The organism is Novosphingobium sp. Fuku2-ISO-50 (assembly GCF_001519055.1).
Classification (GTDB): domain Bacteria; phylum Pseudomonadota; class Alphaproteobacteria; order Sphingomonadales; family Sphingomonadaceae; genus Novosphingobium.
Genome location: NZ_KQ954292.1, coordinates 169,758 through 187,852, shown reverse-complemented (window position 1 = coordinate 187,852; position 18,095 = coordinate 169,758). Strand labels below are relative to the sequence as shown.

Genomic DNA, 18,095 nt, shown 5'->3' with positions numbered 1-18,095 from the left:
CCTAGGCGAGGACAAGGCGGGCTTTAAGGCTACGCGGGGGCGGCTTGCCCATGTGGTTGAATTTGTCGCCGAAACCGATCCGAACATCACCGTGCCGCAGGCCGACCAGCGTTTCGTTGATCGATTTCGCAATTGGCTGGCCGAGCGGCCGGTGGTCAGTCCGACCGGGGCCAAGCAACGGCCGCGCTCGTTGGGGCATATCGAGGGATGCGTCCGGCAATTGGCGGCGGCGATCAACGCCACGCGCGGGCAGACCGCGCAGTTTCGTGCCGAGCAGCCGCGCGATGTCAGTCGGTCGCCGTCTTATCGCGCCGATGTGCCGACCATCGCGGCGATGTTCCGCTTTTGTATCGATCCGCCCCCGCCAGAGGGACGCGACTGGAGCGACAAGGAGCGCGCCATGGTCGTCGCCACGCGGGTCGAACTGTTGCGGTTTCTGCGCGCAGCTGTTGCCACTTGGGCGCGGCCCGATGCAATTTTCGACATCAAGCCGAATCAGTGGTTTCCGTCTGCGCGTGTGCTGGATCTCAATCCGGTTGGGCGTCGCCAGACGCGCAAGCATCGCCCGAAGATCCCTGTCGCCAGGCAGTTCATGCCTTGGCTCGACGAGATCGTGCCATCAAAGGTCAATCCGGGGCGCACGACATATCTGGCCAATGCCACGGTGCGCCATGGCTGGGACACGATGCGCGCCTATCTTGGCCTACCCGAGGAAGGCGAGGCCGGGCAAAAGCTGATCCGGCGGAGCATGGCAACGATTGTACGCAAGCGGATCGGTGAGGCCAACTGGGCGCAGGGCAAGATGATGCTCGGGCACGTCAAATTCGACGTCAGCGACATCTATGCGATCCCCGATCCGGCCAACCTTGGCCTTGCCCTGGCGGCGACAGAATCAGTCATCGATGAGATCGAAAAACTGTGTCCCGGTGCATTCTACCGCGAAAATACCGCGAGCGATGCAGCAGAATCCCCATCAAATGGAGGCTTAAGTGTTTGAATTTATTGATGGAGCGGGTGAAGGGAATCGAACCCTCGTCGTAAGCTTGGGAAGCTTCTGCTCTACCATTGAGCTACACCCGCAAAATCAAGCACATAGCTGATCTGCGATCCGCCGTTTTACAGGCCGTTTTACAAACCTGCCCTGCGGAGGCGGTTGCCCATTGCCACGGCGAATGCCTTGCCGTCAACATACCGCTTTCGTATTTCGCTTACCTGCGCCTCGCTCCAGCCCATCAAAGTTGCAATGTCGCGGTCGGAAAGCGGCTGTTCGGTGGGCGTGGTCATCACTTTGGTAGCGAAGGTTCCGCGCAAGTCGTGCAGGCGCTTCGCGATCCGTTGCTCCTTGCCGGTTTGCGGATCGCGCTCGACATACCAGATGCCCTGACCGCAGTTGGCCTTGGCGCGGGCATCGTGGAAGCTGCTTGCAAGGCCGTCGCCAGTCCAGCTTTTGCCATGCGAGTTGACGAGAACCGTTTCGACCCCATCCCTGCGCGGGCGGCTGCGCAGCACCTCCAGCAGTCCATCAAGCTGGGCGAGGGTGGGGATGGTTACGATGAACCGCTTGCCCCGAGAACGCTTCGACGCGACCCGGTGAATGGCGCTCTCACCAACCTCGTCCCATCGCAATGCAACAAGGTCCGCACGGCGCAGCCCCGTCAAGCTGGCCAGAGCCAATGCGTCACGTAGCGGCTGATCTGCGACGGCATTGATCGCGGCAAGGTCTTCATCGGTCCAAATTACGGCAGCGCGGTCGGTGCGCTGATAGGCGTTGGCGATTTTTGTTCCGAGGCCATGCGCGACAAGACCCTCGTCGAACGCCCAATCGAACACCTTCGACAGAACCATCGCTGCGATGTCCGCGCCTCGGGCATTGGTCTCGGCAAGGCCACGGTGCCACTTGACGATCTTGGGCCGGGCAAGCGGATCGGCAAGCACTGGCATCGGCACATCGGCCCATTTTGCCTCGATACGGTCAAGTGCTACGCCCCATGTCTTGCGCGTATTGGGTGCAAGCGAAGCCCAATAGGTTGACCGGCGAAACCCGGCGATGCCAGCCGCGACCGTGTTGCCCGGTGTGTCCGGTGCGGTCTGTTCGGCCCTTGCCTTTGCCACGGCCTCGATGTCGGCGGTCGATAAACGAGGCCGGTTCGGCTGGGTGTAGACGTTTACCAGTGGGCCGCCACGATAGGCATAGACGTACCACCTGATTGGTTTGCCGGGCCGCACCGCTTTGACCGGGTGAATACCCTTGATCACAACTTGTCTTTCCACTGGTCGAACAGACTGGCTGGCTGCTCTGCTCCGGCAGTGAAGATGCGGATCGTGCCATCTCGCGCCACCTCAATGCTGCTGGTCACGAAACCAGCCTTCGCCGCCGCCGAGATGGCTCGCGCAAGGTCCGCCTTCTTGAACGGCGCACGCCTCTGCCTGCGAGGCAAGTGTGGCGTTTGCGCGGGTTCCGAAGCTACTCGCCTAATACGCGCAGGAGGATTGATGCGTTTCGTTGATGTTGCATCCGCCCGATGCTCGGAAGTATTATTATCATCCATGACCGTTTCTCAAACTAGAGGCGATCTTGAACAATAAGCACGAATTTCGTCTTGACAACAACTATCGATTGCAACCCGTTGCAAGCCTATCTGGTTACATTTGTAGGTATCAGTTCCATTCGATCACCGAAAACTGCTGACACTGCGCGTAGCCCACCAGTTATTTACGAGATGCGGATTGGCAGTTGCTTGATCCCGGATTGAATGCGTTTATCTGCAAGCCGGTGTGCGCCGCCACAGGGCGCGCTGGAGTGCGCGGGGCTTTGACAGACGGGGACACCAAGAGCGGGAGCATCTTGCTCTCTCGGTTGAAGATCAGAGAGAACCGAGGTTCTTGGGGTCGTGGTCCACTGGCCATCTACAGATGCTGTGACCGGGCGAAGACTGACAACCAATGCCGCGTTTCGTTGGCAGCAAGCTGACTGATCTTTCGTCAACTCCGTCAGGCTGGTTCGATGCCAGCACCTTATTGATGACGCAATCGAAATTGGCCTCGGCGGCAGTCAAGAGCAAAGTCGTGGACATACCTCTAGCGAAACAGTCGAAACACAGAAAAGACTGTCTCAAAAACCGTCGCGCGCACCGCAGTCCGCGCGGCAAGCTCGCCAAGTCCCATCCGATTGCTGCGGGTCTGGATATGGGGCGGAAGCCCAAGGCGGAGTATCATGCCTCCGGGGTTGGCGTTATACTCCTTGAGCATCGCAGATCGCTTTTTATCCACAGCCAGAATAAAGTCTAACCGCTGTTTTGACGGCATTAGTGATGCCTTGGCGACAACCTCTTTCTGGAACTTTTTCCTCACAGCGGCACCCGCCCGCTTTCCTTGCTGTAAGTGCGCCGTGAGGTATGTTCGCATGAATTGCTCGACCATAAGGGTGATTTGGTCGGTCGGGGGTGTGATTGCCGCCATAGCAATAGCTGCTTTGTCGGCGGCGGCGGCTCGGCGCAGTACTTCCGGGTCCATGAGATCATCCTTTTTGTGCCACGCTTACTAGGCGCGGTAATGCCGACCATTGGCCTGACAGCCCGGCAGTGGTCGAACTTATGCAGCCAGCCTGTATGACGCGACCTGACCCCACCGGATGGCCTGTTCGCCCTCTGCCGTCTGGATCGACACAAATTCGTTCTCAAAGCTGACAAGCCGATTGGTGGCGGCGACCGTGACGCGCCCGCCCTTCACGTCATGCTTGGACAAGCCCTGCTCCCGAAGGAACTTGGCCCGCCGAAAAAAGTCCACTTCGCCCATTTTCACTTCGGCTTGGCCTTCTACCTCACCGATCCACGAGTGAGGTTCCGGCAAGTGAATGTTCGTTATGGCGCAGGTGTCCACGTAGGTCGCCCCGGCGATGACCTCGGCGCGCCTCTTCTCCGCCTGCTTGAGCAGCGCCCGCGCCTTCTTGGTGCGACTGTTGGCCGTCATGGCTCCAAGGATGCCCAACGCAACCGCGCCGCCAAGCGCCCACTCGGCATCGCCGATAAACCCAACACCGACACCGCTGCCGCTATACCCCAGAACTGCGCGGGCATTGGCCGTCAGTGCCTGATACTCGCGAACTGGTGCCTCGGGATACAACAGGATAGCGGTTGCCGCGATCTCCTGTCCGTTGACGCCGATGATGCAACGGGTTGCAGCCCTTCCAAATGTCATGGTCTTGCAGTCCTCGTGATTTGCGAACCGATCAGCCGGTGACGCGACGGTCAGCGCCGTTGCCACGTCAGAACTTCCGGCAATCATCGACACATAGCCTCTGTTTATTGACAAAACGTAGACGATTGACGACGAATTGCAGACGATCTCCTGTTCCAGCCAAGAGGCCATAAGCCGATGCTGTGGTCATGGACGACGAAGACATCCGGCATCGCTTCGCCAAGAATGTTCGCCGCCTCCGGCGTGCCAATGACATCTCGCAAGACGCTTTCGCTGATATGGTCGGCGTGCATCGAACCTATGTATCGGACATCGAACGGGTGAAACGAAACCCGTCGATCACCGTGGTCGATCAGTTCGCCAAGGCGCTGGGTGTTACGCCGGGAAGCCTACTGGATTAGTGGCAGGGCCTTATTGGGAGGGTGCGGCGGCGGGCACCGGGCCAACTCGGTCTCAATCGCCCACGTTGCCTATGCCATTTCAGTCCGCCGATTTGTTGTCAACGGGCTGACGGGTCCAGTGCAAGAACTGTCCATCTTATCAATGAGAACCTGCACTCGGGGATGACCCTACAACGTCAATGCAGCGTGTTGGCAACGCTTTGCAGGTTAGGCCCGTTTCAGGCCCAGCCGTTTAGGAGATCGTAACCAAGCCCCGCCAGTATAGAACGATGGCATCGGCCCCACCAAGACATGTCCCCGGAACGCCGATAGCGTCGGTTGGTGCAGCCGCGTATCACAATTTTGCGCGCCGCTTTCCGGCCTTCGTCGTCCATCTCCGGGAGTTGAAGGCTCAACGCAAGCACGCATTGGACGCATTAGAAAACCTCGGTTTCCGCGCCCAGCGCAGCAAGCTGCGGCAACTGTTGCACGAACGCGAGTTTGCCGTGTTCGATGCCTATCGCGGGGTACTCAAGGCCGGGCGTATCGGCAACGCGACCCCACAGTCCATAGAGGAACTGGCAGCGTCGCTCGACCCATCTTCGCCGACCCATGAAAGGGTTGAGCAGCGCGAAATAACAACCAACGCGCGCCAACGCGAAGTGCAGGCATTCGGACCTCGCAAGCGCGCCCTCCAGTTATTCGTCGCGGACCTGATCCGCGCAATCCATCCTCCCCGTGCGAACCAGTATTTGTTCCACGGTGGGATACCGGCAGCCATCGCGGCTGTCGAAGCGGCCTACCAACGTGGGATGACACATGCCGTGGAACTGGACGTGAAAGCGTTCTACGACAGCATCCCGTTCGCGTTCTTGGCCGATGTCCTGCGCCCGCTACCGAAAGCGGTAGTGCGTCACGTGGTTTTCGACGAGACGATCAGGGTTCGACCCCTGTCGGCATCAACGACTATCATACGGCGTGCAATGGTGCCTGCTCCCCTCAATGAAACCCAAGGCATTCCATTAGGTGCCGCTACGTCTCCCATCGCCGGTGAAGTGATAGTAGGCCAACTGCTGGCCGCCCACGAGATCGATTACGGTCCCGACATCATCACGTATGCCGACAACCTGCTCGTCCTCGGGCGATCAGAATGGGAGGCGTCTGCGCGAGCAGAACACCTTACGGATGTAGCCGCAAGGCCAGCCTATGGATCATTGAGGTTGAGGCTGAAAGAACGGGGTCACCTGCTGCCCAATGGCACGTCATCTGGCGGCGGTTTCTCGTCGGGTGTTATATTCGCCGGTCAGTTCGGTTCCGTAGACGCGCGTGGTGTTTTCTCGTGGGAACCCGCTCCAGATCGGCGCTTGCAACACCAAATCGCTGACGGCGAAGTTTGCCCGACAGCAGAGCAAATCGACAAGGCGCTTCGCCGTGTTTCTGCCTTTCACCGCGCCTATCCGAAATGGCGAGAGCGGGAGCAGCGCGAGGCCCGCGACCGCGCAATGCTGACCAGCGCGCGCTACTTGCGCCTAGCGACACCGGAAAACCTTAGCGTGGCGACGCGCGACATCGCGCTGGCCTGCCTTCTCAATAGACAGTCATCCGACATTCCAGAACTGGTTCCCGATTATGGCCCTATGTACGATGGAAAGCGCCAACGCCTGTTGACCGAGGCAGGCCATCTACTTGACCGCATTTTTGCGCAGGACACCGCTGCCGAGCAAGCGGCCTAGCGCGATTGGAGTTACCGGGATAGCCTTGGGAGCGCCAGCATGTTGTCGGGTAACACGACTGCGATGGCGTCCGGCAGAGACATTATGGGTGATCTCTCGATGTCAGCAACACGCCAGCCCCACCTGTGGCGTAGGTGGCCCGCGATGTCGATGCTGTGCCGGGGCGTGAGCGCGAACCACTCTTCTCCCGTGATCGCTGACGCATCAACGATCTTGCGCCACGCATCCCACTGCCAGAAGCGAAGATGAATGGCGCGATGACAAGCACGACACAGGGCCGGATCGCTGGGCACGTCATAATAATTTTCTCCGTGCTGCGCGATTGGTCCGGGGCTGGCGCATATTTCGCATCGCTCCGGTAACGTCAGGCAACCAGCAGCAATAAGCCAATGCCCGAGTTGCCCGGCCCGCCTGCGCTCCGTGCCAGTGAAACCGTGATAATCCTTGAGCAACGGATAATTCCACACTTGGTAGCGCGTCGGCGCATTGGGTCGGGGTGCTGAAAGAACGCGCCGGGGAAGTGCCTCGATGTATGCGTCGATGTCGAACGGCGCAGCGCGATCAGTCATGCGCGTCGCCGAGCCGTTGATTGATCTCGTCCACTATGCCACCCATCGCCGCGATTGCCATCCGAAGGTGGCAGGCAAGCGCACGTTGCATCTCGGGCGGGTTGTCGCGGCGCTGGCCCTCTGCGGCGATAGATGCAAGGTCTTCGGCGCGTCCCGTGCAGTCGGCGAACAGGTGGCGTAGTGACCTCATGACACCGTGCCCTCGGCAACGATGCGGTGCACTGACGCACGGCTGATCCCCAACCGTTCCGCGATGGCGGTCGCGCCGACGCCGGAAGCGCGCAACTCACGGACCTGCGGCGCAAGACGCCTTGCGGTCGGTGCTCTGCCCCGGTATTTTCCATCGGCCTTTGCTTTGGCGATCCCGATAGCTTGGCGAGTTTTCATCGTCGCCAACTCCCATTCAGCCACAGCCGCGAACATCACGAGTAACATCCGGCCTGTGGGAGATTTAGTGTCAACTTCGGTCCCGCCAAAGTCGAGGATGCGCAGGCCGACGCCCTTCGCCTCCAGCTTTGCAACAATGGCCAGCAGGTCGGCAGTGGACCGGGCAAGGCGGTCGATCTTGCAGACCACAAGCGTGTCGCCCTCGCGCACGTAGTCGAGCGCCGCCTCCAGTTGGTCCCGCTGTGCCACGCTGGAAACCATCTCGCCAAAGACTTTGGCGCAACCCGTTGCAACCAGTTGCACGTGCTGGTTTTCGTATCCGGCGATTTGTTCGCTAGTCGATGACCGCCGATAGCCAACTTGTGTAAGCATCTGATAAACCTCGCTTTTCTCACATAGGCAATGCCAGAAAATGGAGGCTAAGTCACCGAAATAGTGAGATTTTTTGTCAAGCGAAGAGCAAGGAAATGTGCCGCGTGACTATCTTGGACAGCGCCCGTCTCGCCTATCAGGCCGTAATGGACCGGCGGCCTGACGCCGTGAACGGGTGCTGGGGTAACAGCGACACTGCAATCCGGGCGGACTGTCGCACATGGCTCTATGGCCCTGCGCGCCAGTGTCGCACTGCGCGTCGGACCATTTCAGTGAGGCACCGTTTGCGCGGTTTTCGCCCGTCTCAATAGAGACGCGCTAGGGCAAGGCCGTGTGAGAGATTGATTGACCGAACTCCACTGGCGCGGCGAAACGATATGCGACAAGTACGTGGGCGAATACTGCTGGCGGAGGGATCAAGATAGTGGCGAAAATCCGGGACGTATATGGAAACACGCCGGTTTCGGGCTACACCCGCAACTTCTTCTCGGACAATGCAAAGGGCGCAAGGGAAGCATACCTAGCCAGCCCGTTCTTCACGACGTTTGAACCGATCAGTACGCTGACTGACAAGGGCTGCGCGGTGCGGCTTCTGGTCCGGCTCTGTTCGATCACACCACCGAAAATCGTTCGGCAAGCATTGGCTGATCCGAACGTCACATTGCGCTATTACACCAGCCGCGACTTTCACGCGAAGCTCTACATTATCGACGACATCGCGATGGTTGGTTCAGCCAACCTCACAGAAGCGGGCCTGACGACCAATCGCGAAGTGTCGGTGGTCTTGCGCAAAGATCGCGATCCGGGGTTCGATGATCTGCCCGGCATGTTCAACATGTTCTGGGAATATGCCAATACGATGACGTCGGAGATTTGTGGTCAGTACGAGCAAGCATACAAGTTGATCGGCAATCCCAAAGAGGATGCTGCGTTTCAGGCACAACTTGAGCAGTTTGTCCCTGCCGCAACGCCTCCCAGCGCGATGGTGGGAAGCGACCGCGTTTCAAAGCGCCGTTCGTTTATTCAGGGCCTTCGCCGTAAGTATGACGAACAGTTGGTCCCGGCATTTCATGAGGTTGCCGAGGTGTTCGAGGAACTCGGTCAGCGTCGTCCTGAGTTCGGAGATGCTGATCGTGAGATCGAGCTTGGCCGGTTCCTTGGGTGGTTGCGCATCGCCCGCGCGCCGGGCGACGATTGGAAAGCAACTCCGCTCTTGGACAAGGCGCAGCGCAAGCCGCGCATTGTCGGCTATCTCAACGATTGGAACACCACCGACAACACTGCGGCTGGTGACATGTTTCAGGCAGAGCATGAGGTGGCCACCATTCGCCAGTTGCGCACAGCGTTTGCGTCACCTGACACAATTGGCAAGCTCACTTACGATGAGTTGTTCGACAGCCTGATCGGCGTCCATGCGTTCTATGACCGGCTGCGTTTCGTAAGCGGCGGGCTTGAGGGCCTTCGCGTCGATTTTGCTCAACGCAACACGCTCGCCGCGATCAAGGACACGCTGACATACCTGTTGCACGGGCCGGGCACCTCGCTCGAACGCGCATACGACTGTATCTATGACGAAAAGCGGCGGCTGGGCGGATTTGGCGAGGCTTGCGCGATGGAGCTTCTTGGCTGGCTGGATCAAAACCGCCCGCCGATCAACGGTCGAACAATCAAGGCCCTGCGGTTCTTGGGGTTCGACGTAAAGGATTGATCGCTCACAGCGGTGGCGTCGCATTGTCAAACGAACCAACCCATGTGAAACGCTATTCCTGCTTGCTGTCCAACTTCGACATTTCCGCAACCCATTCCTCTGGAAGTTTCGATCCCCAAGCAAGAAGGATCGGCGCGAACGCGAATAGCGATGGGTTGTCAACGGCGACTGTCGGGCCGAGATGCGCCCTCGTCTTGTTTCTTCTGATCTCGGCACTCAAGTGCCTTACAGGTCCATCCCGCTGGACCAGATCAGCGGTCAGAAGTTCTCGCCGGTTGGGTGCATCGACGGCGCGACGGTATGGCTCGCGAGGGTCGTATTTCGCAGTCCACACTTCGTTTAATTGGATGATCGCATCGCCGCCCATTTTTTGGACATCGGCAGCGAGCTTCCTCATCATGAGGTATTTATCCTGCTGATTATCTGGACGAAAACCCCGTATGTCGATCAAGTTCCGGTCGCGGAATATGAACACCATGCTGTCGTGATACTGATCTCGCTTGAAAATGGAACGCGCCGTCTTGAACAGCGATGCCAGTGTAGCCTCGTATGGCTCTCCAGCCTTGCCGAAAATGTCTTGCGCGTTCTTGAACCCGTATTTCTTGGCTGCCGTCTCGGCCTTCTTCCGTGTGACCGTTATCGCCTTTTCCTCAAAGCGCAGAACACGACCATCTTCGATGCTGACATGGATAGAACGCGACGTGCCGTGGTCGATCATACAAGGCGGTCGATTGGTTGGCTGGGGCTGGATTACCTCTCCAGTTCGATGGTCGATGGTTTCGGGAGCGGCCAGACCAAGGTGGCGATGGGCATCGACTACCAGTTCAGTCAATCGGGAATACGCAACGGCGGCAGCCTCCAATAGTTCGAGGTCTGGAAGTGTATTCTCAACCCACCGCCGTTCCACCTTCAAGATGCCATGCGTCGCTAAATGCTTTCCGACCTGCCCTGTCGGAAGACCTTCGATCAGCGACTTAAGCCCATCAAACAGATTGGCTGGAACCTCGACCCGAGGCCCTTCTTCGAGGTAGGACGCAATGACCTCGGCGCGAACGAAGCTGTGAAGCTCAAGGTCACCCTGCTTCTCAATGCGGTTCCGCGCCTCGACCATCCACCGCATCAAAGGGTCCGCCTTTAGGCGTTCTTGCCAACCACCATACCATTGGTCAAAGTCCGGAATATCGCTCTTCATGCTTTGCAACATGAAGGTCACTGTCCGCAGAGTTTGGATCACGCTCTGTATGGAACGTCGAAACTCCTCCGGATCGAAATAGCCTTCGTCAGCCGCGTGCCATTGGCGATGGGCATCCTCAAGCCGCCGATCCACCTTTTCGAGCGGGCACTTAGCATCTTGTTCAGCCATGCCGCCCCTCATCTCCACCTACCAAGCTATCGGCGAATTGCCCTTCATGCAGGTCGTGTGCGACCCGTTCAACGGCGCAGGTCATTCAAGATCGTATCCCTTGCAGCCCTCATAGCGCCCAACACGTGCTCGGCGGCATCGATTGCCGCTTTCGGCGGATCACGGTCAGGTCCGTCTTCAAAGAACTTTTCGGATGCTGCCTCCGAACGGGCGCGTTCAATGCTTTCCCGAACGGTAGCACTGATGGCAACGGAGTGACGCTCAAGGTAGTCTTCGAGCATCGCTTCGACGGTTCCAAGGCGTAGTGCGACATCCTCACGCGCATCGTGCCACTCCATCTCGGGACGAGAATACTGCGGCCACAGCTTCCGCCAAACAGCCATGAAGCTATCTGCTGCCTCCAGTTCACGGGCGAACAGCAACTCCTGTCTTTTCAACGTCAGCTTGTGAGTTTCGGTTTCTCTTGAAAGCGCGGCTTTGTGTGTTTCCAGTGCCTCATCCAGCTTCCCTTTGTTCGCTTGCAGCCAACTCTTCGACGCATGGTCGGAAACGAAATGCGCCACCGCTCCAGCAACTACTGCTACGCCCCCGAGCGCCCCGACTGCCTTCAAGCCAACCGCTACCGTTTCATTCCAATCAATCACAGGCCATCATTCCTTTCGAGGCCGTGAGAAACTCCGCCGACAGCCCCGACTGATGCTTATCTAGCCAAGCCTTCGCTGCCTCCCAACCCGGTGCCAGCGTGGCAACGTAATCCCAAAAATCGCGTCCATGCGACCGATACCGAAGGTGGGCAAGCTCATGCGCCACCACGTAGTCCAGCACCTTCCTCGGCGCGAAGATCAGATGCCAGTTGATAAGCACATTGCCTTCCGGCCCGCATGATCCCCAACCATTTGCAAAAGCGGCAACGCGGATGGACCGGGGCACAAGGCCATGCCGCTTGCCGTAATCGGCGGCGATCTCGTTCACGTCGCGCCGGGCGCGTTGTTTCAGCCAATGCTTCAACTCGCTGGCGACAAGCTGGTCGGGATCGTCGCCGGTCCAATGTGGCAGATCGACGATGAAGCCATTTCGGTAGGTGATGTTCGCCCGCTCGGCATCGGAGCGCCGGACGGTGAGCGGCATGTTTCGGCCCCGGTAGGGTATCTTTGATCCGGTCATGAACCGGGGCACGGCATGGCGACTGGCGGCGATGCGCTCCATGTCGCGCATGGTGTTGAACAGCCACTGCCGCTTGCGGTCCAGAAAGCCCGCGATGTCGCCGTCGCTGTCACTGGTGAGCGCCATCACCTCGACATGGCCGGGCGTGACGGTGATGCGCCGTTCGGCTGCCGTTGCGCTGCGGCGAAGTTCATAGGCGATCTCGGCCCGGCCAATCTGGATCGTGGGCATCAGGCCCCGGCCCCATAGGCATGGATGGCAAACTCTTCGACCTTTTCGCGTATGGCCTTGGTTTCGCCGATGTCGTGTTCCGTCAAGATGCGGCGGACCTGTTGGCGCAAGGACCGCAGGTAGGCTTCCATGTGGGCAAAGGCGGGCTGGGTCGCGGCGGCACCGGAATAGACCGCGCCAATGGCAATGGCGGCGGCCTGCAAGGTCTCGTGGTCGGTGTCCGGGGCGATGGTCTCCATGATCCGCAAGATCGAGAAGGCGTTTTCGTCCATGCCAAGGTCGGCGTGTGCACCCTGTTCGGCCTGAATGTCGCCGGTCAGGCCCTCGAAGTCTGCCAAGCCATCGGCGGCGGCGACCTGCCCTTGCTCGAAGCGGCGGATGATCTCCAGCACTCGTTCGGAGAACCGGCCATACTGCGCCGGGTTCTTGTCAACCAGTTCGCGGGTGACGCGGCGAAGCTCGGCGGACTTGCGAACGAACGCCTCCTGTAGCTCGGCCTCGGATTTGTCGTCAGTGGCAAAATCGTCGGCGAAGTTCGGGTCGGTGATGTTGCGCAGCCGGATGGTCGTGGACAGGCCGGTGACGTGGACGTGCTCTTCCAGCATGTCCCTGATCTTGCCGCTGTAGCTGCGGTGGTCGAGGCTTTCGTCCTTGGCTATCGCCTGTGTGGCGAGGCGCAGGAACGCCGCCGCCCATTTTACTTCGGCGGTAAAAGCCAGAATGGCCGAATCGGGTGACAGATCGGCATAGACCTTGATAAAAATCCGGGTCAGGCGCTGGAGGTCGAACCATTCGTCCTCGCGGCCCTCGGCAGCGATGCCAGCGGCGGCATAGGCAGCGGCCTTCTCGTCCATGCCCTCCAGCCTCATGGCGCGCTTCTGCGCCCGGTAGCGGGCATGGGCTTCCTTGAGGTCGTTGCGCAACACGGCGATGTCGCGCAGCGCGTTCGCGACATCGTCGGCGCGGTAGGACTTGAGCGCCTCGTCCAGATGGTTGGTGACGCCGATGTAATCGACGATCCGGCCATTGGGTTTGGCGATCTCGCCGCCATCGGGCAGCTTGATCGAACAGGTGCGGTTGGTCCGGGCAATGGCTTGGAGCAGGTTGTGCTCCTTCAATGGCTTGTCGAGATACATGACGTGCTCGATTGGCGCGTCGAACCCGGTCAGCAGCTTGTCGCATACGATCAGGAAGCTGGGTTCCTGCCCATACGCCTTGAACCGCTTCTTGGCGTCCTTCTCGCCCTCGGCGTCGAGATACTCGGCTTCCAGCGCGGTGCGCAGCGCCTGCACCTCGGCGTTCTCGCTGGGCTTGTTGTCCTCTTGGCTTTTCGAGAACACGCAGGCGATCATCGCGTCGGCCTGTTCCTGCGCCGCCTCGGCATCCATGCCGCCCTTGACCAGATCGGCGGCGATCACGCCGGACAGGGCGGCGCGGTAGAGCACGATGGCCTCGCGATCCACCACCACGATCTGCGCCTTGAAGCCGTCCGGCTGACACACCGCCTTGAAGTGTTCCCAGATGTCATAGGCGATCAACCGGATGCGCTCGGGATGCTTGGCGATGGTGGCCAGCGTCAGGCCCTTGCGTTTCAGGTCCTCGCGCTTGTCGTCGGGCAGATCGACAAACCAGCGGTCGAACAGGATGTCGATCTCGGCCTCGTTGATCGACCAGTCGGCCTTGCGGCCTTCATAGAGGATCGGCACGGTCGCCCCGTCGCGCACGGCGTCGTCGATCCCATACTTGTCGAGGTAGCCCTCGCCCGCGACGCTGAACCGGGCGTAGGTGTCCTTGTCCGTGGATTTGATCGGGGTGCCGGTGAAGCCATAGAAATGGGCATCGGGCAGCGTCGCTTGCAGGAACGCGCCCAAGTCCTTTTCCTGTGTGCGGTGGCACTCGTCCACCAGCACGATCCAGCCCGCCGAGTTGGGGATCGGCACCTTCGATCCGGCGAACTTGAAGATCGTGGACAGCAGTATCTGGCCATTGCCGCCCCGGTTCACCGCATCGCGCAGCGCCGCCACTGATCCGCATTGCGCCGGGTTGGGCAGGCCGCAGGCGACGAACGTCTTGCTGATTTGATCGTCGAGGTCGATCCGGTCGGTCAGCACAAGGATGTTGGGGTTGGCCAGCGTCGGCGCGTCGAGCGTCAGGTGCGTTTTCAGCTTGAGCGCGAGGAATACCATGGTCAGGCTCTTGCCCGAACCCTGCGTGTGCCAGATCAGGCCCTTGCGGTGCTCGCCCGCTGCAACCCGTTGCACCGCCTTGTTGACGGCGCGAAACTGCTGATAGCGGCAGACCTTCTTGATCTTGCGGCCCGTTTCCGGGTCGATCTCGAACACGATGAAATGCGCCAGCAGGTCCAGCAAGCGCGACGGCTCGCACAGGCACCATAGGTCTTTGGCCAAAGGGTTAGGAAAGTCGGCGCGGTCGCGTGGCCATGCGTCGGGCCACGGAGCGTAGAACTGCGAGGGCGAGCCGGTCGCGCCGTATTCGGTGCGCATCCCATCGGTCAGGATGTTGTAGGCGTTGGGGTAGAACAGGCGCGGAATGTCGCGCTCGTATTGCTTGATCTGCTCAAACGCCTCGTCGCCGGTCGCGGTGCCCTTGAGCGGCGACTTGGCCTCGATCACCACCAGCGGGATGCCGTTCACGAACAGCACGATGTCGGGGATGCGCGGGCGCTGTGCGGCGACGCGCAACTGGCGCACGACGTGGAATGTGTTGTTGCCGGGCGTCTTGAAGTCGATCAGGGCAATGGGCCGGTCGCGGTTTTCGCCGGACAGTCGGCGCGAGTAGCCACCGCGCAACTTGCGCTGCCATTCCTCGTTGTCGGACAGGGTGGCAAGGTCGTTATAGACCGCCTCGGCATCGCCCGCGCCAATGCCGTTGAGCGCCTGCAACGCCGCGATCAACACCGGCTTGAGGATGACGCGGTTTTCTTCCACCCGCATCGCCAGCGCCGCCTCGGGCGCAAGCGGCAGGTAGCCCAGCGCCGCCAGCACTTCCATCGCGGGCTTCTCGGCGAGGCGATACTCGCTCATGCGGGCACCCTGACTTGGCCGGAGAGCAGGTCGGCGGCGACCATGGCCTTGCTCTGGCGAAGTTGCCCCAACGCATCGGATTGCGCTTCTATAGCCAAGTCGAGATCGCGCATGGACTGCGCAAATCCCTCTTGCTCCGATTTTGACGGGACGGGGATCATGATCTGCCCGATTGTCCGTTGGTTCACCGACGGCACAGCGCCGGGCTGGACGTAATCTGCCATGTCGATGGTGCAGAAAGCATAGTAGAGAAACCAAGGGTCAATGCTGGTGGCAACCGCACCCATGACGTTGTTATCGACCAGCATCTCGACAGCAGCAATGCGGCGCTTGTTGGTCAGCAGCGTTGCGCCGACCTTCGGAAAGAAGGTCGTGCCGACAGGAAATGTCTTTGCCTTCAAGGCCCGAAGATCGGCATCATCGACATAGTTCTCGGCATAACGCATCAGCACCTCGTTGCCGGGCCGGTTCATGTCCGAGACCTTAGCAAATGGATAGCGGCCCGATGACTTGCCCTGATGCTTGATCGGGAACCCGTTGCCGCCGCTCAACCGACAGACATCTTCGATCCGCTTGTATTCGCCCGGAAGGGCCATGAAAGCATCGAGCCGATGACTGCGCACCTCGCGCAGTTGAACGATGACGTCCTGCGTTGCCGTAATCGCCTCGTCCACCGACCGCAGCACCTCGGCGATGCGCCACTGCTCTTCGAGCGGTGGCAGCGGTATCTCGGTGGTGCCCACGAGCGACGAGTTGAGGTTCCGCTGTGTTCCCGGCTGGCTTTGGGCCTCGAAGTGAAGGGTCAATCCTTGGAGGACGAAATAGAGGTAGGTCGGATCAAGCCGCGATCTGTCTATTTGCTTGAAGGCGACGAAGCCGTCATGGATGCAGGCATGGATGCCAGAAAACAGCGGGCGTCCGATTGTCGCGCAGATGCTCATAATGAGATCGCCGGGAATGATCTCAACGGATGCGGCACGACCAGCGTCGGAGAGGTATTGGGTGGTCTGGAGAAGCACCCGGTCTGACGCTGTGACATCGCTGATGCGAACCCATCCGTGCCCTTCGTCCGAAAACCACTTGGGGTCTTGGATGGGCCGGGGCGAAGCGCCGCGCTTTACTCTTGCGAGAGAGCCGAGCGCGACGAGTGGCCAATCATGTGGCGCATCACTCGACATAGCCGAGCCTCCGCAGGTGGCCAAACATGACTGCCTCTGCGTCATTGCGCAGGGCGATCAGGTCTTGCAGCTTGGCCACTTCCGCAGCGACATCGACCGCCTCGGCGTCCGCGCCGGTCTGCACATAGCGACTGATGTTGAGATTGTGCCCGTTCGCGGCGATCTCGGCCACCTGCACCACGCGGGCCAGCTTGTCGATGTCGGCAAAGCCATGCACCGCATCGGCCAGCGCGTGGACGTGCTCGTCAGTCAGGAAGTTCTGCGCTTTGCCGGGCTGATAGGTGGCATCGCCATTGACGATCAGCACCATGCCCCGCCGGTCGGCGGGCTTCTTCTTGCGGCAGATCAGCAGGGCGGCAGGGATGCCCGCTCCGTAGAACAGATTGGGCGCAAGGCCGACGACCGCCTCGATCACGTCTGCGGCCAGCATGGCCTCCCTGATGCGCCCCTCGGCCCCGCCACGGAACAACACGCCGTGCGGCACCACCACCGCCAGCATCCCGTCATCCTTGAGGCTGGCGAGCATGTGCTGGACAAAGGCAAGGTCGCCATAGCCCTTGGGCGGGCAACCAAAATCATCGCGCCCGAACGGGTCGCCGTTCTGCCATACCTCGTAGCCCCACACCTTCTCCGAGAACGGCGGATTGGCGAGCACCCGGTCATAGGCCCCGATGCCCTCGACAAACTCGCGCGCCTTGGGATCATACCGCTTTGGTGAAAGGATGGTGTCGCCTTTGGCGATGAAGGCGTCGTCCACGTCGTGCAGGAACAGGTTGATCTCGGCGATGCCCCACGTCGCGAAGTTCTTCTCCTGCCCATAGAGCGACAGGCTGCGGGCATCCTCGCCGCGATCTTTGAGATATTGCACCGCCTCCAGCAACATGCCCGCCGATCCGCATGTTGGATCGTAAACCGACATGCCGGGGCGCGGGTCGATGATCTCGACCATCAGCCGGACGATGGACCGGGGCGTGTAAAACTCCCCGCCCTTCTTGCCCGCGCCTTCCGCGAACATCTTGATCAGGTAGAGGTAGGCGTCGCCCAGCATGTCGGCTGGCGCATCGGCATTGCGCAGCCGGTGCTTCTCGAAATGGGCGAGCAGCTTTTCCAGCAAGGCGTCGGAGAAGCGATCCTGATTGGCAAAGTCCACCGAGTTGAACACGCCGCGCAACCGCAAGTTGGCATCTTCGATAGCCGCCAGCGCGTTGTTCAGCCGCTGACCGATCTGCGTGGACTGCTGGCGCATCGCATCCCAGCGGTGCTCGGTCGGAATGTGGAACCTGTGTTCGTCCGGGTCAGCGGCTTCCTCCCGGTCGCCCGTTTCGGCCAAGAGCTTTTCGTACTCTTCCTCCCACACGTCGCAGAGGCGTTTGTAGAACAGCAGGCCGAAGATGTACTGCTTGTAGTCGCCAGCATCGACCGTGCCGCGCAGGATGTCCGCCGCGCCCCACAGGTGGCGCTCAAGTTCTTGTTGCGTCAGCTTTGCCATTGATACCCCGAATGCACCGCCCGCGCCCGCGCACGAGGCGAGTTGTCCGGGCCGGGCCGATGCCTGTCTATGCCGGACGGCGGCGGGGATCAACTTTTGTTGGCCCGGTGCAACGGGTTGCAGGGCTATCGCGGGACTGTCTTTCCAGCCCGGATTAGAAGCACACCCGTTTTACGGCCCGGTCGCAACCCTTTGTTTTTACAGGAGTGGATTTTGGCCCGTTTTACAGCAAGAATGGCGAAAGACGGCCAAACAACGGGGCTTGGGAAGCTTCTGCTCT

At 60.2% G+C, this 18,095-nt stretch carries 16 protein-coding genes and 1 tRNA gene; 5 read left to right on the top strand and 12 right to left on the bottom strand.

Features of this window, described 5'->3' with window-relative positions:
- The coding region (locus tag AQZ50_RS12225; protein ID WP_369801418.1) for a hypothetical protein at window positions 1-997 on the top strand (997 nt) is incomplete at its 5' end.
- A 9-nt stretch (window positions 998-1,006) separates the two neighbouring features.
- Here AQZ50_RS12225 and AQZ50_RS12220 read toward each other — a convergent pair.
- The 4 genes from AQZ50_RS12220 to AQZ50_RS12200 form a co-directional block, all read right to left on the bottom strand.
- Window positions 1,007-1,080: transfer RNA gene (locus tag AQZ50_RS12220), tRNA-Gly, on the bottom strand.
- A gap of 48 nt (window positions 1,081-1,128) precedes the next feature.
- Window positions 1,129-2,256 (bottom strand): site-specific integrase, encoded by a 1,128-nt coding sequence (locus AQZ50_RS12215; protein ID WP_156427351.1) that lies wholly within the window; start codon window positions 2,254-2,256, stop codon window positions 1,129-1,131.
- Between the two features lie 822 nt (window positions 2,257-3,078).
- Complete coding sequence (locus tag AQZ50_RS12205) at window positions 3,079-3,513, bottom strand: hypothetical protein (RefSeq protein WP_156427349.1); 435 nt, start codon at window positions 3,511-3,513, stop codon at window positions 3,079-3,081.
- A 78-nt stretch (window positions 3,514-3,591) separates the two neighbouring features.
- A complete protein-coding gene (locus AQZ50_RS12200; protein ID WP_067746732.1) occupies window positions 3,592-4,368 on the bottom strand; it encodes a hypothetical protein in 777 nt (258 codons plus the stop codon).
- 17 nt (window positions 4,369-4,385) lie between these two features.
- On the opposite strand from AQZ50_RS12200, the gene AQZ50_RS12195 reads away from it, so the two are divergent.
- Window positions 4,386-4,598 carry a helix-turn-helix domain-containing protein gene (locus AQZ50_RS12195; protein ID WP_067746757.1) on the top strand — a complete coding sequence of 71 codons (213 nt, stop codon included), beginning with the start codon at window positions 4,386-4,388 and terminating at the stop codon, window positions 4,596-4,598.
- A 269-nt stretch (window positions 4,599-4,867) separates the two neighbouring features.
- Window positions 4,868-6,310: a reverse transcriptase domain-containing protein gene (locus tag AQZ50_RS12190; protein WP_156427348.1), complete on the top strand. Its 1,443-nt coding sequence runs from the start codon at window positions 4,868-4,870 to the stop codon at window positions 6,308-6,310.
- Window positions 6,311-6,321: 11 nt separating this feature from the next.
- Here the strand turns inward: AQZ50_RS12190 and AQZ50_RS12185 are convergent, their stop codons facing one another.
- A complete protein-coding gene (locus tag AQZ50_RS12185) occupies window positions 6,322-6,879 on the bottom strand; it encodes a hypothetical protein (RefSeq protein ID WP_156427347.1) in 558 nt (185 codons plus the stop codon).
- On the opposite strand from AQZ50_RS12185, the gene AQZ50_RS12180 reads away from it, so the two are divergent.
- A complete protein-coding gene (locus AQZ50_RS12180; protein WP_156427346.1) occupies window positions 6,878-7,060 on the top strand; it encodes a hypothetical protein in 183 nt (60 codons plus the stop codon). The two genes, AQZ50_RS12185 and AQZ50_RS12180, sit on opposite strands and share 2 nt — an antisense overlap.
- 5 nt (window positions 7,061-7,065) lie before the next feature.
- Here the strand turns inward: AQZ50_RS12180 and AQZ50_RS12175 are convergent, their stop codons facing one another.
- Window positions 7,066-7,638: a recombinase family protein gene (locus tag AQZ50_RS12175; protein ID WP_067746728.1), complete on the bottom strand. Its 573-nt coding sequence runs from the start codon at window positions 7,636-7,638 to the stop codon at window positions 7,066-7,068.
- Window positions 7,639-8,062: 424 nt separating this feature from the next.
- Between AQZ50_RS12175 and AQZ50_RS12170 the strand changes: the two genes are divergently transcribed.
- Window positions 8,063-9,346 carry a phospholipase D family protein gene (locus AQZ50_RS12170; RefSeq protein ID WP_197412472.1) on the top strand — a complete coding sequence of 428 codons (1,284 nt, stop codon included), beginning with the start codon at window positions 8,063-8,065 and terminating at the stop codon, window positions 9,344-9,346.
- 52 nt (window positions 9,347-9,398) lie between these two features.
- On the opposite strand, the gene AQZ50_RS12165 is transcribed toward AQZ50_RS12170, so the two are convergent.
- The 6 genes from AQZ50_RS12165 to AQZ50_RS12140 form a co-directional block, all read right to left on the bottom strand.
- Window positions 9,399-10,709 (bottom strand): hypothetical protein, encoded by a 1,311-nt coding sequence (locus tag AQZ50_RS12165; protein ID WP_156427345.1) that lies wholly within the window; start codon window positions 10,707-10,709, stop codon window positions 9,399-9,401.
- A 68-nt stretch (window positions 10,710-10,777) separates the two neighbouring features.
- Window positions 10,778-11,353 carry a hypothetical protein gene (locus tag AQZ50_RS12160; protein WP_156427344.1) on the bottom strand — a complete coding sequence of 192 codons (576 nt, stop codon included), beginning with the start codon at window positions 11,351-11,353 and terminating at the stop codon, window positions 10,778-10,780.
- Window positions 11,346-12,104 (bottom strand): M48 family metallopeptidase, encoded by a 759-nt coding sequence (locus AQZ50_RS12155; RefSeq protein WP_067746724.1) that lies wholly within the window; start codon window positions 12,102-12,104, stop codon window positions 11,346-11,348. The genes AQZ50_RS12160 and AQZ50_RS12155 overlap by 8 nt, the downstream gene beginning before the upstream one ends.
- Entirely contained in the window at window positions 12,104-15,148 is a 3,045-nt protein-coding gene (locus AQZ50_RS12150; RefSeq protein WP_067746723.1) for a type I restriction endonuclease subunit R, read from the bottom strand. The genes AQZ50_RS12155 and AQZ50_RS12150 overlap by 1 nt, the downstream gene beginning before the upstream one ends.
- Window positions 15,145-16,326, bottom strand: coding sequence for a restriction endonuclease subunit S (locus tag AQZ50_RS12145; protein ID WP_197412471.1), 1,182 nt, complete (start codon window positions 16,324-16,326; stop codon window positions 15,145-15,147). Before AQZ50_RS12145 ends, AQZ50_RS12150 begins: the two co-directional genes overlap by 4 nt.
- Window positions 16,316-17,815 (bottom strand): type I restriction-modification system subunit M, encoded by a 1,500-nt coding sequence (locus AQZ50_RS12140; RefSeq protein WP_067746721.1) that lies wholly within the window; start codon window positions 17,813-17,815, stop codon window positions 16,316-16,318. The genes AQZ50_RS12145 and AQZ50_RS12140 overlap by 11 nt, the downstream gene beginning before the upstream one ends.
- Window positions 17,816-18,095 lie beyond the last annotated feature (280 nt).

Excerpts from the sequence above, each read along its gene's own strand:
- AQZ50_RS12205 (WP_156427349.1), bottom strand. The coding sequence starts at position 3,513 with ATGGACCCGGAAGTACTGCGCCGAGCCGCCGCCGCCGACAAAGCAGCT.
- AQZ50_RS12200 (WP_067746732.1), bottom strand. The coding sequence starts at position 4,368 with ATGGCCTCTTGGCTGGAACAGGAGATCGTCTGCAATTCGTCGTCAATC.
- AQZ50_RS12195 (WP_067746757.1), top strand. The coding sequence starts at position 4,386 with ATGGACGACGAAGACATCCGGCATCGCTTCGCCAAGAATGTTCGCCGC.
- AQZ50_RS12190 (WP_156427348.1), top strand. The coding sequence starts at position 4,868 with ATGGCATCGGCCCCACCAAGACATGTCCCCGGAACGCCGATAGCGTCG.
- AQZ50_RS12180 (WP_156427346.1), top strand. The coding sequence starts at position 6,878 with ATGCGCGTCGCCGAGCCGTTGATTGATCTCGTCCACTATGCCACCCAT.
- AQZ50_RS12185 (WP_156427347.1), bottom strand. The coding sequence starts at position 6,879 with ATGACTGATCGCGCTGCGCCGTTCGACATCGACGCATACATCGAGGCA.
- AQZ50_RS12175 (WP_067746728.1), bottom strand. The coding sequence starts at position 7,638 with ATGCTTACACAAGTTGGCTATCGGCGGTCATCGACTAGCGAACAAATC.
- AQZ50_RS12165 (WP_156427345.1), bottom strand. The coding sequence starts at position 10,709 with ATGGCTGAACAAGATGCTAAGTGCCCGCTCGAAAAGGTGGATCGGCGG.
- AQZ50_RS12155 (WP_067746724.1), bottom strand. The coding sequence starts at position 12,104 with ATGCCCACGATCCAGATTGGCCGGGCCGAGATCGCCTATGAACTTCGC.
- AQZ50_RS12150 (WP_067746723.1), bottom strand. The coding sequence starts at position 15,148 with ATGAGCGAGTATCGCCTCGCCGAGAAGCCCGCGATGGAAGTGCTGGCG.
- AQZ50_RS12145 (WP_197412471.1), bottom strand. The coding sequence starts at position 16,326 with ATGTCGAGTGATGCGCCACATGATTGGCCACTCGTCGCGCTCGGCTCT.
- AQZ50_RS12140 (WP_067746721.1), bottom strand. The coding sequence starts at position 17,815 with ATGGCAAAGCTGACGCAACAAGAACTTGAGCGCCACCTGTGGGGCGCG.